Annotated in this window: 15 protein-coding genes and 1 pseudogene; 7 read left to right on the top strand and 9 right to left on the bottom strand. The window is 71.4% G+C overall.

All coding sequences use genetic code 11. From position 1 onward, the window contains the following. Positions 1 to 532 precede the first annotated feature (532 nt). From ABT154_RS08505 to ABT154_RS08480, 6 genes and pseudogenes are all read right to left on the bottom strand, one after another. Positions 533 to 1,011 (bottom strand): annotated as a pseudogene (locus ABT154_RS08505) (response regulator transcription factor); the annotation flags it as partial. A gap of 1 nt (position 1,012) precedes the next feature. Next, the gene (locus ABT154_RS08500) at positions 1,013 to 1,615 is read right to left on the bottom strand and encodes a phosphatase PAP2 family protein (RefSeq protein ID WP_351854561.1); all 603 of its coding nucleotides are present in this window, start codon (positions 1,613 to 1,615) and stop codon (positions 1,013 to 1,015) included. A gap of 50 nt (positions 1,616 to 1,665) precedes the next feature. Next, on the bottom strand, positions 1,666 to 2,271 hold the full coding sequence (locus tag ABT154_RS08495) for a phosphatase PAP2 family protein (RefSeq protein ID WP_351854558.1): 606 nt from the start codon (positions 2,269 to 2,271) through the stop codon (positions 1,666 to 1,668). Then, positions 2,268 to 2,939 (bottom strand): DedA family protein, encoded by a 672-nt coding sequence (locus tag ABT154_RS08490; protein WP_351854556.1) that lies wholly within the window; start codon positions 2,937 to 2,939, stop codon positions 2,268 to 2,270. Before ABT154_RS08490 ends, ABT154_RS08495 begins: the two co-directional genes overlap by 4 nt. An 80-nt stretch (positions 2,940 to 3,019) precedes the next feature. Further along, entirely contained in the window at positions 3,020 to 3,355 is a 336-nt protein-coding gene (locus tag ABT154_RS08485; protein ID WP_351854554.1) for a histidine kinase, read from the bottom strand. Further along, positions 3,348 to 3,584, bottom strand: coding sequence for a hypothetical protein (locus ABT154_RS08480; RefSeq protein WP_351854552.1), 237 nt, complete (start codon positions 3,582 to 3,584; stop codon positions 3,348 to 3,350). Before ABT154_RS08480 ends, ABT154_RS08485 begins: the two co-directional genes overlap by 8 nt. Before the next feature lie 236 nt (positions 3,585 to 3,820). Here ABT154_RS08480 and ABT154_RS08475 point away from each other — a divergent pair, with 236 nt between their 5' ends. From ABT154_RS08475 to ABT154_RS08445, 7 genes are all read left to right on the top strand, one after another. Further along, the gene (locus ABT154_RS08475) at positions 3,821 to 5,017 is read left to right on the top strand and encodes a hypothetical protein (protein ID WP_351854550.1); all 1,197 of its coding nucleotides are present in this window, start codon (positions 3,821 to 3,823) and stop codon (positions 5,015 to 5,017) included. 30 nt (positions 5,018 to 5,047) lie between these two features. Then, complete coding sequence (locus ABT154_RS08470) at positions 5,048 to 5,410, top strand: DUF5959 family protein (protein WP_351854548.1); 363 nt, start codon at positions 5,048 to 5,050, stop codon at positions 5,408 to 5,410. A 306-nt stretch (positions 5,411 to 5,716) separates the two neighbouring features. Beyond that, positions 5,717 to 6,205, top strand: a complete 489-nt coding sequence (locus tag ABT154_RS08465) for a DUF1269 domain-containing protein (RefSeq protein WP_351854545.1) — start codon at positions 5,717 to 5,719, stop codon at positions 6,203 to 6,205. A 102-nt stretch (positions 6,206 to 6,307) separates the two neighbouring features. Next, positions 6,308 to 7,402, top strand: coding sequence for a baeRF3 domain-containing protein (locus ABT154_RS08460; protein ID WP_351854542.1), 1,095 nt, complete (start codon positions 6,308 to 6,310; stop codon positions 7,400 to 7,402). 323 nt (positions 7,403 to 7,725) lie between these two features. Further along, positions 7,726 to 8,226, top strand: a complete 501-nt coding sequence (locus tag ABT154_RS08455; RefSeq protein ID WP_351854540.1) for a DUF1269 domain-containing protein — start codon at positions 7,726 to 7,728, stop codon at positions 8,224 to 8,226. A 353-nt stretch (positions 8,227 to 8,579) separates the two neighbouring features. After that, on the top strand, positions 8,580 to 9,791 hold the full coding sequence (locus ABT154_RS08450) for an MFS transporter (protein WP_351854537.1): 1,212 nt from the start codon (positions 8,580 to 8,582) through the stop codon (positions 9,789 to 9,791). Positions 9,792 to 9,840: 49 nt separating this feature from the next. Continuing rightward, a complete protein-coding gene (locus tag ABT154_RS08445; protein WP_351854534.1) occupies positions 9,841 to 10,680 on the top strand; it encodes an aldo/keto reductase in 840 nt (279 codons plus the stop codon). A gap of 14 nt (positions 10,681 to 10,694) precedes the next feature. Here ABT154_RS08445 and ABT154_RS08440 read toward each other — a convergent pair whose 3' ends face one another. From ABT154_RS08440 to ABT154_RS08430, 3 genes are all read right to left on the bottom strand, one after another. Further along, positions 10,695 to 11,903 (bottom strand): alpha-hydroxy-acid oxidizing protein, encoded by a 1,209-nt coding sequence (locus ABT154_RS08440; protein WP_351854532.1) that lies wholly within the window; start codon positions 11,901 to 11,903, stop codon positions 10,695 to 10,697. A gap of 153 nt (positions 11,904 to 12,056) precedes the next feature. Then, a complete protein-coding gene (locus ABT154_RS08435) occupies positions 12,057 to 13,151 on the bottom strand; it encodes a hypothetical protein (RefSeq protein ID WP_351854529.1) in 1,095 nt (364 codons plus the stop codon). Positions 13,152 to 13,260: 109 nt separating this feature from the next. Beyond that, positions 13,261 to 14,052, bottom strand: coding sequence for an NPP1 family protein (locus ABT154_RS08430; protein WP_502969468.1), 792 nt, complete (start codon positions 14,050 to 14,052; stop codon positions 13,261 to 13,263). Positions 14,053 to 14,094: the final 42 nt, after the last annotated feature.

The following is a 14,094-nucleotide window of genomic DNA, read 5'->3' as shown; positions in this document are numbered from 1 at the left end:
CCTTTCGGTCTCGAAGAGTCTGCGGCACAGCAGACTGACTACTCCGAAGTAGACAGAATAGGACGACTCTCTCCGAAAGCTCTCCCGCTCCGCCTGATCCGGGAACCCGAGACCGGACGGCCCCGCGTACCCGGACGTACCACCCGGCAGCTTCTCGACGTACTCCTCCAACGCCCACCGACAGGGAGCCGGGACCGCCACCGTGAACCTGCGCGACCTGGGGACAGCCGGCCCTCGACGTCCGAGACGAGGGATCCACGGCCTTGGACGCGCGGGCGATCTTCCGAACGAGGCAGCGGCATCGGTCTGGCCCCGGCACGGGAGATGGCAGAGGCGGCCGGGGCGCGACTCGCACTCTGAGGAAGGGCGCCAAGCGATTCACGCTGCTGGTCGCGATGGACGAGGACGCGTCATCCGACTCGCCACGGTCTTCCGGCCGCGTCCAGCGCGAGCGAGGCTTACAGGATCGTGTCCGCGGAGCTGCGGTACGGGGCGAGGCCGAGGGCCACGACCACGGTGGCGGGCGCCCTGCCAGGGCCGCCGACCGGCAGGACTCGGTCGGAGTCAGGTCCACCGGTGTTCCCGAGACGGTGCGGGTGTAGCGGGCCGGGTCGAGCAGCAGATCGCCGGCCGCGGCGGGTGGGCGAGGGCCCGCCCTCCTGAGCGCGGCCCGCAGGCGGGCCGCGAGCTCGGCGAGGTGGAAGGCTTGGCGAGGTAGTCGTCGCCGCCGGACGAGAATCCGGTCAGCCGGTCGGTGAGCTGGTGGTGGGCGGTGAGGAAGACGATCTGGGCGAGGAATCCGCGTGTCCTCAGGGCCTGGCAGACGTCCCGCCCGTCGGCGTCCGGCAGGCCGACGTCCAGCACGACCGCGTCGATGCCGTCCCCGGCCAGGCGCGGGGCGGCGGCGCCGTCCGCCGCGGGCGCCGGGTCGAAGTCCTCCTCGCGCAGGCCGCGCAGGAGCACGTCCCGAAGCGCGTGGTCGTCCTCGACGACGAGGAGGCGCGGGCGCACGTCAGACGGGGACCGGAGCGCGGCCGGCCGTGCGCCACAGATACGCGAAGGCCGCCAGGGACAGCCACATCGTGGCCAAGAGCCAGCCTCCGATCACGTCGGTGAACCAGTGGACCCCGAGGTAGACGCGGGTGAGGCCGACGGCCGCGCCCCAGAGTCCGATCACCACCAGCGCCGTTCGGGACACCCGGGTCCCGCGCAGGCAGAGCGCCGCCACGAGCAGTCCGGCGGTCATGGCGGCGGTGGTGGCGTGGCCCGAGGGGAAGGACCAGCCGGAGGCGTGCGTCGCCCAGTCACCCAGTGGAGGGCGTGGGCGGGCGATCAGCATCATGATCGCGTAGCGCAGGGCTTGGCCGGCGCCCAGGCACAGGAGGAGCGCGCCTGCGATGAGTGCGCGCCGGCGGTTGGTCCGGCCCGCGTAGAGGCCCGCCAGCAGGAGCAGAACGTACGGGATGAGACCGGTGCCGGTCGCGGTGAGGGCCCGTGCCGAAGCCACGGCGAAGTCCGGACGATGCTGTACCGACCAGCGGTGCAGCATCAGGTCGGTGGGCAGCAGATGGCCCGGCGCTCGCACAACGGCCAGGGCCAGCAGTGCGAACAACACCGCAGCGGACAGGGCCGGCCATCCAGCGCGGACAGCGGAGCGGCTTCCGATCACGTGGCCGCCACCAGTGGGCGCAGCGCGGTGGCTTTCAGGCGTTCGGCCAAGGCGGCCTGGTGTCGACGGACGACCAGCCCCGCGAGGCAGGCGACAGCCGCGCCCACGAGGAAGCCGGCGAGGACGTCGTGCGGGTAGTGGGCGCCCACCCAGACCCGGGAGGTGGCCATCAGGACCGCCGCGACCAGGGCGAGTGCACCGAGGCGGCGCGACACGAAGAGCAGCGCCACAGCCACGGCGGCGGCGATGGCCGTGTGATTGCTCGGGAAGGACCAGTCACCGGGAGCGGGGCATGCCTCCAGCGTGACCACGTGGAGGGTCTGGCACGGCCGGTCCTCCCGGAAGAGGCTCTTCAGCAGCAGGTCCACACCGAAGGCGAACACGGTGATCAGCGGGACCGCCAGGGACCCGACGACATCGGCGGAGCCGGAACGCCGTGCCCGCCACCACGCGATGACCACGAGAACGGCGAACAGGACCACGCCGTAGGTCGACCATGCGGAGATCACGTCGTCCAGCCAGCCCGGGGCACGGTGGGCGAGGTCGGTCACGTCGGTGTAGACGGAACCGTCGACCTGCGAGCCGTCGAGCGCCGGCGTCATCGGGCGACCTCGGTCTGGCGCTTGGCGGCCCGCCGGGAGCGCAGCAGTTCGATCCCCAGCGGGAGCAGGGACACCACGACGATGAGGCCGACGATCGGCAGGAGATAGCGGTCGACGTTCGGGATCGAGGACCCGAGTCCATACCCGGCCAGCACCAGGCCGACCGTCCACACGAGACCACCCGCCACCTGCCACACCGTGAAGGTGCGAGCCGGAACGCCCAGAGTCCCGGCCAGCGGGTTGAGCACGGTTCGCACCACGGGAACGAAGCGCGCCAGAACGATCGCCTTCGCGTGTCCGTACCGCTCCAGCAGCACCTCCGCGCGCTCGGCACCCTCACGAAGCCGCTTGTTGCCGCTCCGCGCCAGCAGCGCCCCGCCGGCCCGGCGCCCGATCAGGTACCCGACCTGAGCACCGACCAGCGCGCCCACGACAGCGGCGGTCAGCACCATGGGCAGCGACAACGTCGAGGCCTTGTCCGCCGCACCGGCACAGAGCAGGCCCGCCGTGAAGAGGAGCGAGTCCCCCGGCAGGAAGAAGCCGAGCAGCAGACCGGTCTCCGCGAACATGACCACCGCGATGCCCAACACACCGAAAGTGGCCAGAAGGGAATGAGCATCCAGCAGGTTGACCGCGAGAACGGTCGTGGCGTGAACGGAAGCGGCCATACGGGCGGAGCCTCTCAAGGGGGCAGGCAGAGGCCACCCGGCCCACACCGGAGTGACTACAGCCAAGTAGACGGTCTACCTCACTGTAGACGATCGGGGGGTAAGCATGGAATCAACGCCAGCTCACTCGGCACTGGCGGGAGACGTTCCAGCTGCGTTGCCGGGCGGACGAGGCGGGCGTCGTACGCGGCGATGACGAGCTGAGCCCGGTCGCGGGCGCCGAGATTCTTGAGCAGGCGGCCGACGCGCGTCTTGGCGGTGGACAGACGCCGCGCTTCGTCCGGACGCTCGGTGGCGACGCGGTTCGCGACTCCCGCCTGCACCGCGATCACGCTCATCGTGTGCGCCACCACATCGTGCGACGCCCTCGCCGTCCACAGGCGTTCCTCACTGCCCGCGCGACGGGCCTCAGCCACCAGCCGGCACCATCACCAGCAAGGCCGCGGCGAGCACCCGGAGCGCCTGACGCCGCGGAAACCGATGAGGGATCACGTACGCCACGAAGGCGACCGCCACCAGCGGCACCGGCCCCCCGCGTACGAAGGTGGCGATGGCTCCGACGGTCAAGACCGACGCGAGTACAGCAAGCGGCCAGCGCCGGCGGAACGCCGCGGCCGGCATCGCGAGCGCGGCGACCAGGACCACGGGCGCGATGCCGCGATCAGACCCCTCGCTCCGCCTCCCCGCCCTCCCTCGTGCGTCCGGCGAGGCAGAGGCCATTGCCGGCAAGGACACGGCAGCCGGTCATGGGCTGCAAGTGGGCCGAGCGGTCTGTCCGTCGCCCAGGCATTCGATCCATGACGGCGCGGACGGGGTACCGCTTCCCTCGCTCGGACCGCGGACCATACTGGTCGGGCCCTCATCGCCCACTGAATGGTTCCATGACCAAGAACAGCACTTCATCGACCACCGTCCCCGACACCGCCTGGCTCGGGCGTGGACGTCACCTCGGGCCCGAGCCCGAGCGGGACGTCCGGCGCAACCTGCTCGCCCTCAAGGCGGCCCGGGTGATCGACGACTTCCTGGACCTCGACCCCGTCGACGCGGCGAGTTCCACCGACCTCTACCCCCGGGACGAGCCCGCCGACCCCGGCCCGTCCGCACGCCGCCTCTTCGAGGCCCGCTGGCGCGTGGCCGACGACGTCACGGTGCGCGCGCAGCTGACCACGTTCGAGCCCGGGTCCCGCCGTATGAAGGCCGAGGGTGTCGCCTGGGTCCTCGCCGCCGAGGCCGAGCGGGCCTGGGAAGCGAGCTGGCCCTCACCGGCCACCGTGTTCTGGCCCGACAGCGACCAGGTCGCATGGGACCACGACACGGTGCCGGACGTGCGCCTGCGGACGACGAACCACCTGCCGAAGGACGACGACGAGTTGCGCCGCCTGCTGCGGGCCTGCTCCCGGCAGAGCTGGTTCATCCATGTCGTGGTGCACGAGGCGATGACACCGGACACCCTGGGACGCCGGCCGATCACGGCCTTCCTGCCACCGAGCCTGCGGCACCGGGTCGTCGAACACCGGGCCACACCGGAGCAGGCGCTGATCGCCGACTTCGTGATGAAGCGCGAGCTGGGTGTGGGGATACCGCGTGGCGGCGCCGTCATCCTGCCCCCGACACCGCAGACCCCCGATTACGAGGCGGAGCGCTTCACGCTGCGCGATGTCTTCCTGGACGGCACCGAACCCACCAAACTCCTGGACAGGATCAAGGAGTTCGCCGCACTGCCCCAGCCACTGCCGGCCGACGCCGAACAGGCCCTGACCCGGCTGCGTCAAGGCTGGCACCTGCTCACCCCCGCCGAGGAACTGGTCCACGCACAGGCCATGGTCACCCGGTACGCCAAGGCACTCGAAGCCATGACGGCATCCTGCGACCTGTACCGGGAGGCCGCCGAGTCGGCGCTCGACGCCCTCGCCGAGGCGACCAGCGGCGTTGGCGCCCCCCGGACGGCATCCACGGCGACGGCCAAGGACGACCCCTCGCCGTGGAAGACCCTCACGAAGACACTCGCCCGCTTCCGGGGACCGAACCCCCAGGCACCGGATACGGAGTTCCGGCAGCGACCGCACGACGGCCAGTGAGACGTACAGGAGAACGGACCGACCACGTCCGTGGCCCACAGGGGTCGCTCGACCCGCCGGGCCGCTGTCAGCGGTCGACTGGGGATCTCCGTGGTCCCTTCCGACCTGGAGGACTGGTCCCGCGCCTTGGACCTTCTCGGCGCGGGTCAGGACATCTGCTGGAGGGACAACGGCCACAGCCCCGAGATCAGGATCCAGCCGCACGACGAAGAGCATGAGACTCCCGCTGTCCAGGTGGAGGATCTGGGTAGTTCGCGCGTGTCCGTACTCCTTCCCATGGACCTTGAGGAGGGTTGGATCGACGAGCAGCGGAGGCTGCTCGGGCGGGTGCTGAAGGAGTCGCCGAGCGAGGTCCTGCAGTCCTCACCGGGCGTCTATGAGTGGCGGCGCTGAAGTGATGCCGGGCGTCGCCGGCAGATGAGCGCGCATCCAAGAGTGCACGCCCATCGCCGACCGACGGGGATCGCCGCGCTCATGACGGCGGAGCAGGCGGCCAGGACGTGAGGGATCTCCCGCACCGGCCGGTCGGGCCTTTCCCTCCGATGGGCTAGCGGGGCCGGGGTGCGCCATGCGCGGGGTTCTCACCGGATCGACTCGCGCCCTCCCGAATATCGGGTCAAGCTCATCCATGTATGCCCTTTCGGGTGGAATCGCTCATCAGCGGACCGTCGGAAGGGGCGTCGGACCGAGGAGGCGGAAGTGGGCGAGCTCATCGTCATCGGATACGACGACGTCGACGAGGCGGACAGAGCGTTCGACACGGTAAGGGAACTCCAGCGGGACCGCGTCGTGCACCTCAACGGCCTCGCGGTCGTCGAGGTCGACGAGGACGGACGGACCCACGTCGACTCGGACAGCCGTGTCGTGGGCTCCACCGCGACCACTGGAGCCGTGTGGGGCGCGATCTTCGGCATGCTGTTCCTCGTCCCCGGCCTCGGTCTCCTGACAGGTGCCGCGCTCGGCGGCCTCGTGGGCGGGCTGAGCAAGTCCGGCATCGACGACCGGTTCCGTCAACAAGTGGGAAATCTGCTGAAGCCCGGATCCGCCGCGGTCGTGATCATGGCTTCCAAGGTCACCGACGACAAGTTCACCGCGGCGATGCAACAGCACGGCGGCACCGTCCTCAAGACCTCGCTCAGCGACGAGGACGAGAGCGAACTCGCCGCACAGTTCGCCGGACCGCAATAGCGCGGCGGCGCGACCCCACCGATCCACTCATCACCGTCCCGGGTGCCCCCACGTCCGCCTCGCACCCGCCCTGCTCGTTTCTCACCACCAGGATGGCATCCGATGAATCCCTCCCTCACCTCGGACCAGCTCGCCGAACTGCGCCGGCCCCGGCCCTATCCCGCCCTCTCCTTGCTGATGCCCACCCATCGACGCGAGCCCGAGAACGCGCAGGATCCTGTGCGTCTGCGCAACCTCGTGGCCCAGGCGGAGAAAGCACTGACCAACGACCCCGACGTGCCGCGCGAGCGGCGCGGAGAGATCGTCGACCGGCTGAGGCGAGCCGTCGCCGAGGTCGATCTGGCCCACGCGCAGGACGGTCTGGTGATCTTCGTGGCTCAGGGCGAGCACCATGTGTGGCCGGTCAATCGCTCCGTACCCGAACGCGTGGTGCTCGCCGACACCTTCCTCACCCGCAACCTCGTCGCGGCGCACGCCGCCGAACAGCCGTACTGGGCAGTCGCGGTGGCCGCCGACAGGGTCTCGCTGTGGGACGGCACCCTTGAGGGGGCCACCGAGTACTCGGGGGACGGATTCCCGCACGCGCGGAGCCTTGAGGACCCTGACGCGGAACGCAAGCAACGCATCGGGGACCTGCCCAGCACCTTCCAGGACGAGGCCACCCGCCGGTTCCTGCGCGAGGCTCACGACAAACTGCGTGCCGTCGTCGCCCGCGAGCCCCGCCCGCTGTACGTGATCGGGTCGGCCACCGCGCTCGCACTCCTGGAGGAGGTCGGCCCGCTGGGTCCGGGTGCTGTGACCATCGAGCACGGAGGGCTCGCCGACGGACCGGCCGGTGCGGTCGCCGAGGCCGTGGAGCCGGTTCGTACCGCGCGTGAGGCCGCCTCGACGGCCACCGTCGCCGCCGAGCTGGAGGCGGCACGCGGCCGACGGGAGTTCGCGGGCGGCCTCGACGAGGTGTGGCAGGCCGTGCAGGAGGGGCGGGTGCGCCTGCTGGCTGTCGAGGAGCACTTCCGGGCAGTCGTACGGGAGGAGGGAGGTCACCTGGAACCCGCGGACGCCGACCAGGAGGGAGCGCGGGACGACATGGTCGACGAGATCGTCGAGCAGGCCTTGGAGCGGGGAGCCGAGATCCGCTTCGTACCCGACGACGCGCTGGCCGGTCAAGGACACATCGCCGGAGTGCTGCGGTACTGACCGGCCTGAGAAGGGCCCGGGTTCCGAGACGACCTGCCCGGCACGACTGCGGCAGACCCCGAGCCCACACCGGCGGCGTCACGGCCGCCGTCGTCACCGTCACCGACAAGACGCAGAACACATCCTCGTACGCCGTCCAGGTCGACTTCGTCGATTCGGCGGGCAAGGTCGTCGAAACCCAGTTCGTCGGCGATGAGGATGTCGCTCCCGGCCGGCGCAGACAGCCCTTGGTCATCAGCCAGCCGGCAGCCGCCCGAGCCCGTCCCCACGGCGAGGTCGACCAAGACCCAGCGGTACCGACATCCCCTCACAAGGAGATCCGCATGTCCGAACTCATCATCCTCGGCTATGAGGACCGCGCCGTCGCCGACAGGGCGTTCGCCGAGGTACAACGGCTGAACAAGGACCACGTGGTCGAACTGTCCGGACTCGCCGTGGTTTCGGTCGACGAGGACGGCAAGACCCATGTGGACACACCGGCCAGGACCGACGGCATCGCCATGTCGGCGACCGCCGGTGCCCTGTGGGGCATGGTCTTCGGCATCCTCATCCTCACCCCCGGGATCGGCGTCGTGGGTGCGGCCGTCGGAGGCCTGATCGGCAAGCTCCAGCAGATGGGGGTCGACAGCAAGTTCCGCGAGAAGGTCCGGGAGCTGCTCCGGCCCGGCTCGGCGGCCGTCGTGATCCTGGCCTCGAGCGTCACGGAGGACCGGTTCGCCGCCGCGATGGCATCGTTCGGCGGCGAGGTGCTCAAGACCTCGCTCTCCGAGCAGGGCGAGCGGGAGCTCGCGGAGCAGCTGGCGGGCCCCGAAGACGCCGCCTGACCTGACGAAGCGGCCGGGTCCCGTCGGCCGGCTCCCATCGGAGTCCGCCGGGAGCAGGCCGCTTCGCGTACGTCAGAACGTCCACCGGGTCGCGGACCAGGGCGCCGCCCGGAGCGCGTCGTGGACCGATTCGACGCGTTCCACTGCCGCCCCGGCATCGAGGGCGCCCACGAGAGGGCGGGGGCGAGCACGAGGGTGGCCGGTTCCGCCCGCGTCACTCCTCGGCCGACTTCACCTGCGGACAGCACCATCCAGATCACACCACTTACCCGCGCTTGCACATATCTAGCGCATGCAACTATTGTGAACGCATGCAAAGGGATCCTTCAAGCACATCCGGAGGGGGGCGCGGCATGCCGCTCGCTCTGCTCGCTCTTACAGTCGGAGCCTTCGGTATAGGTACGACCGAGTTCGTGATCATGGGACTGCTGCCCGAGATCGCCGCCGACTACGGCGTCACCATCCCCACCGCCGGCCTCCTGGTCACCGGCTACGCCCTCGGCGTCGTCATCGGCGCACCGCTGCTCACCGTCTTCGGGACCAAGGTCAGCCGCAAGCGGATGCTGATGCTGCTCATGGGCCTGTTCGTACTCGGCAACCTGCTCTCCGCCGTCGCCCCCAGCTTCGGACTGATGCTGACCGGCCGCATCGTCGCCTCGCTCGCCCACGGCTCGTTCTTCGGCATCGGGTCGGTCGTGGCCGCCGAGCTGGTCGCGCCGGACAAGAAGGCCGGCGCCATCGCCACCATGTTCACGGGGCTGACCGTCGCCAACATCGTCGGCGTGCCGCTCGGCACGTTCATCGGGCAGACCGTGGGCTGGCGCATCACCTTCGCGATCGTCGCCGCGCTCGGTGTGGTCGGGTTCCTCGGCATCGCGAAGCTCGTGCCCGCCATGCCCCGCCCCGAAGGCGCCCGGCTGCGCGGCGAACTCAAGGCCTTCCGCAACCCGCAGGTCCTGCTCGCGATGGCCATGACCGTGCTCGGCTTCGGCGGCGTCTTCGCCGCGATCACCTACATCGCGCCGATGATGACCCATGTCGCCGGCTACGCGGACGGCTCGGTCACCTGGCTGCTCGTGCTCTTCGGCCTCGGCATGTTCCTCGGCAACCTGCTCGGCGGCCGGTACGCCGACCGCGCGCTGATGCCCCTGCTGTACGTGGCCCTCGGCGGCCTGGCTGTCGTCCTCGCGCTGTTCACCGTGGCCGCCCACGACAAGATCCTCGCCGCGGTCGCCGTCTTCCTGATCGGCGGCCTCGGCTTCGCCACCGTGCCCCCGCTCCAGAAGCGCGTCCTCGACCAGGCCCACGGCGCGCCCACGCTGGCCTCCGCCGTGAACATCGGCGCCTTCAACCTCGGCAACGCGCTCGCCGCCTGGCTCGGCGGCCTCGTGATCGCCGCCGGCCTCGGCTACACCGCCCCGAACTGGGTCGGCGCCGCCCTCGCCGCCGCCGCGCTGGGCCTCGCCCTCTGGTCGGCGGCCCTGGAACGCCGCACCCCCGCGGTCCTGGCCGGTGACTCCGCCGCAGCCTCCGGTGCGCCCGCGGGCACCCTCGTACACCACTGATCCCCGGCTCCGCCGCACCCCCCGTCAAGTGAAGGAAAACCCGCACACCATGCCCTCCTCCCCCACCCCCGCCGTTCCCACCGTCGAGCTCGCCGACGGCGTCGAGATCCCTCAGCTCGGCTTCGGCGTCTTCCAGGTCCCCGACGACGAGACCACCGCCGCCGTCACCGCCGCCCTGGAGGCCGGCTACCGCAGCATCGACACCGCCGCGATCTACGGCAACGAGACCGGCGTCGGCCGCGCCCTGGCCGCCTCCGGGCTGCCCCGCGAGGAGCTGTTCGTCACCACCAAGCTGTGGAACGCCGACCAGGGCTACGACGCCACCCTGCGCGCCTTCGACGCCGGCCTCGCCAAGCTCGGTCTCGACCACGTCGACCTGTACCTCATCCACTGGCCTGCGCCCGCCCATGACCTGTACCGCGACTCCTGGCGCGCCCTGGAGCGCCTCGCCGAGGAGGGTCGCGCCCGCGCCGTCGGCGTCTCCAACTTCCAGCCGGGCCACCTCCGGCACCTCATGGCCGGTACGAAGCTGATGCCGGCCGTCAACCAGGTCGAGCTCCACCCCGGCCTGCAGCAGAGCGAACTGCGCGCCTTCCACGCCGAGCACGGGATCGCCACCGAGGCCTGGAGCCCGCTCGCGCAGGGCGCCGTCCTCGACGACCCCGCCATCACGGCCATCGCCGCCCGCCACGGCAGGTCCCCGGCCCAGGTCGTCATCCGCTGGCACCTCCAGCTCGGCAACATCGTCATCCCCAAGTCGGTCACCCCCGCCCGGATCCGCGAGAACTTCGACGTCTTCGGGTTCACCCTCACCGACGAGGAGATGCGGACGGTGGCCGCGCTCGACCGCGGCCTGCGGACCGGCCCGCACCCCGACGAACTCAACTGACCACGGCAGGGATCTCAGGAAGGATCCAGGGCCTGCCTTCGGATCAGGCCCTGGGGGCGGACGGCGCGCAGTGCGCCGTCCGCCCTCAGGGATTCCAGCGTCGGATAGCCGTCGACCGCCATGATCAGGTCCGCCTCCGCGAGCAGGGAGCGCAGGACGTGGACGATGCCGTCCGTGCCGCCGAGCGCCAGCCCGTACGCGTACGGGCGGCCGACGCCCACCGCCGTGGCACCGAGCGCGAGCGCCTTGACGACGTCGGCGCCGGTGCGTACGCCGGAGTCGAAGAGCACGGGCAGCCCGTCGGCGGCGGCGACCACCTCGGGCAGGGCGTCCAGGGCGGGCAGGCCGCCGTTGGCCTGGCGGCCGCCGTGGTTGGAGCAGTAGATGCCGTCGACGCCGCCGTCCCTGGCCCGGCGGACGTCCTCGGGGTGGCAGACGCCCTTGAGGACGATCGGCAGGTCGGTGAGCGAACGGAGCCAGGCCAGGTCGTCCCAGACCAGCGGGTTGCCGAAGAGGCCCACCCATTCCAGGACGGCGGCGCGCGGGTCCTCCTCGGGCGGCTTCGCGAGACGGGCCCTGAAGACGGGGTCGGAGGTGTAGTTCGCGAGCGCGTGGCCGCGCAGCTGGGGGAAGTTGGCGGTGGCGAGGTCGCGCGGGCGCCAGCCGGTGATCCAGGTGTCGAGGGTGACGACGATGCCCTGGAAGCCGGCCGCCTCGGCGCGGTGCACCAGGCTCTCCGCGAGAGCGCGGTCGGTGGGGGTGTACAGCTGGAAGAGGCCCGGTGTGCCGCCGAACTCGGCGGCGACCCGCTCCATGGGGTCGACGCTGAGCGTGGAGGCGATCATCGGCACGCCCGTACGGGCTGCGGCGCGAGCGGTCGCCAGGTCGCCGTGCCGGTCCTGGGCGCAGAGTCCGATCACCCCGACGGGCGCCATGAAGAGCGGGGACGGCAGGGCGAGCCCGAACAGGTCGACGGAGAGGTCGCGTTCGGAGGCGCCGACCATCATGCGCGGGACGAGCCCCCACTGCCGGAAGGCCCGGACGTTGGCCTCCTGCGTGTGCTCGTCGCCCGCGCCACCCGCCACGTACGACCAGAGCGAGGGCGGGAGCGCCGCCCGCGCCCGGCTCTCCAGTTCGCCGAAGGTCATGGGCAGTTCGGGCAGGACGCCGAAGAGCCCGTCGAAGTAGATCTCGTGCTGGTAGTCGCCGTACTTCTGGGGCATGGAGGAGGCTCGTCCCTTCCGGTTCCCACCGGCGCGCCCGGGTCGCCCGGCGGTGATGGGGCCCATCGTGCCCGCCACGCGCGCGCGTGGCCATGGATCACCCGACGCCGGTCGGCCCCGGCGGGCCGTGAACTCACACGGCGGTCGGGCCCGCTACGTACGCGATGCCGTCCCGCATCCGCCGTCGGCGGCTCCGGTCAGCTCGTCCATCGGCCGGGCGCGGTCGTACGGGTCGACGGTTCTGTCCTCCGTCGCGCCCTCGGCCGGCCGGTCCGAGTCGAACTCGGGGGCGAAGTAGCCGGTGTGGTCGTCGCAGCCGCCGTTGGTCATATGGGTCTTGTACGAGACGAGGGAGACGGTGCCCGGCTCGGTGATGATCTTCGACGGGTCGTCCCAGTTCAGCACGATCTCTCGGCGGACGATCGTGCGCGCGATCTCGTCGCCGCCCGCCGTCCCGCGCGTGACCGGATAGACGTAGGTGACGTCGGTGGTCACCTGGAGGGCACCGCGTTCGCCGGGGCCGTACGAGATCCGGCCCCGGGTCTTCACCACGTCGCCGGCCACGCGCGCGCGTGCCGGGTCGAAGCGGCTGAAGAGCAGGAGCGGATCGTTCTCCGCGCTCGGGGCCTCGAAGGAGGCCTTCAGGTAGTCCTGGACGTCCCGCTGGTGCGGATTGAGCAGGGCGGTCGCCCGCGTGGGCCGCTCGCCACGCCATACCGCCGGGTCCAGGCTGGAGGCGACGAGGAAGTCCCGGGACCGTCGCAGGGCCTGTGCCACCTGCGCCTCGCTCATCCATCCGGTCGCCCGGGCGGCGGGGACCGTGATGCCCACGGCGCCGTTCGCCCAGCGGGCCGCGGGCGAACCGCGGAAGGGTTCGCCGATCGTGGGCCGGAGGGCCGGTTCGACGGGCGGGGCCTCGGTCGGGCGCTCCGACTCCTGGGCGAGCGGTGGCCCGGCCGGAGCGCCGTCGCCGGAGGTTCCGATCATGTGCCAGGGGTCGAACGCCACGACCAGGAGGGCCACGGCGACCAGGAACCCGGCCACGTACCAGCCCTTGCCGCGCCGGCGCGGGGGCGGTGTGTGGGCACGCGGGTTCGCGGGCTGCTCACGCGGTCGCCCGGTCGCACTGCGGGCCCGCGCCGACGGCTCCTTGGGCGCGTCCGGCACTCCGTCCACGGAATCCCGCAGGAACTGCTCCCAGACGTCGTCCGGTACGGACGAACCGTCCCGCTCCCCACCCGCGCCCACACCGCACTCCTCGCCCCGAAGCGTCGAACACCCCTTCGCCCCACCCCGGGGCACCGCATGATCCCACAGCGGCCACGGGGGCGGGGACCGGGCGCCCGCGCCCGGGCGGTCAGGCGTACGGGTCGAAGGGGATGCCCGCGGGTTTGGCCTTGGCGAGGTGGGCGGCGAGGTTGCCGTCCTTCAGGCCGAAGACGGCGTTGCCGAAGTCGGCCTGGCTGAGCTTGTCGCGCAGGCCCGCGGGGTAGCCGTTCCAGCCGACCAGGCTCGGGAACTGCCAGGTGTGCTGGTGGTTCTCGGGCGGTTCGTCCTTGGTGTTGGCGGGCCGGAAGCAGTGCGTGCCGATACCGTCCTTGTGGTAGACGACCTTGGGGTGGGTGCCGTCCCAGCGGATCGCGTCCCGGCCATAGGTGTCGAAGTTGCCGTGGGCGGAGGTGGAGACGTATCGCGCCTGGTCGTTCTGCACCCAGACCACGACGTGCTCCCAGTCGTGGCGGTGTCCGCCGAGGCCGCTCCCCCAGACGGCCTGGTCCTTCTCGAAGTACAGGCCGTAGATGATCGCGCACCAGCCGTTGTTGCACTTGGCGCGGGAGTAGCCGTTGGTCTGGGTGAGGTCCCAGGAGTCGCGGCACTGGCTGTTGACGGTGCCGGAGGGGTTGAGGCCGCCGTTGAGTGTGCCGTCGGGGCCGATGGCGGGTGTGGGGTAGCAGCCGTCCGTGTCGTAGTCGTAGGCCGGCTGGAAGGTCTGCTCCAGGGCGTCGGCGTTGGCGGGAAGGGCGGCGGGCGGCGCGGCGAGGGCGCTCGCCGGGAGGGCGACGAGCAGGGTGAGGGCGCCGGCGAGGGCGAGGGCGCCCCTGGCGGCGTACGCCTGTGTTTTCACGGAGTCCCCTGGGTCGGGCGGCATGGTTCGACGGGCGTCATCTTGGCATGGACAGAACACCGTCGG

This window comes from Streptomyces sp. NPDC001728, assembly GCF_040297565.1.
GTDB lineage: Bacteria > Actinomycetota > Actinomycetes > Streptomycetales > Streptomycetaceae > Streptomyces.
This window is presented reverse-complemented; position numbering and strand designations above follow the sequence as displayed.

Coding starts and splice junctions, on each gene's coding strand:
- ABT154_RS08495 (WP_351854558.1), bottom strand. CDS start 2,271: ATGACGCCGGCGCTCGACGGCTCGCAGGTCGACGGTTCCGTCTACACC.
- ABT154_RS08490 (WP_351854556.1), bottom strand. CDS start 2,939: ATGGCCGCTTCCGTTCACGCCACGACCGTTCTCGCGGTCAACCTGCTG.
- ABT154_RS08475 (WP_351854550.1), top strand. CDS start 3,821: ATGACCAAGAACAGCACTTCATCGACCACCGTCCCCGACACCGCCTGG.
- ABT154_RS08460 (WP_351854542.1), top strand. CDS start 6,308: ATGAATCCCTCCCTCACCTCGGACCAGCTCGCCGAACTGCGCCGGCCC.
- ABT154_RS08455 (WP_351854540.1), top strand. CDS start 7,726: ATGTCCGAACTCATCATCCTCGGCTATGAGGACCGCGCCGTCGCCGAC.
- ABT154_RS08450 (WP_351854537.1), top strand. CDS start 8,580: ATGCCGCTCGCTCTGCTCGCTCTTACAGTCGGAGCCTTCGGTATAGGT.
- ABT154_RS08445 (WP_351854534.1), top strand. CDS start 9,841: ATGCCCTCCTCCCCCACCCCCGCCGTTCCCACCGTCGAGCTCGCCGAC.
- ABT154_RS08440 (WP_351854532.1), bottom strand. CDS start 11,903: ATGCCCCAGAAGTACGGCGACTACCAGCACGAGATCTACTTCGACGGG.
- ABT154_RS08430 (WP_502969468.1), bottom strand. CDS start 14,052: ATGCCGCCCGACCCAGGGGACTCCGTGAAAACACAGGCGTACGCCGCC.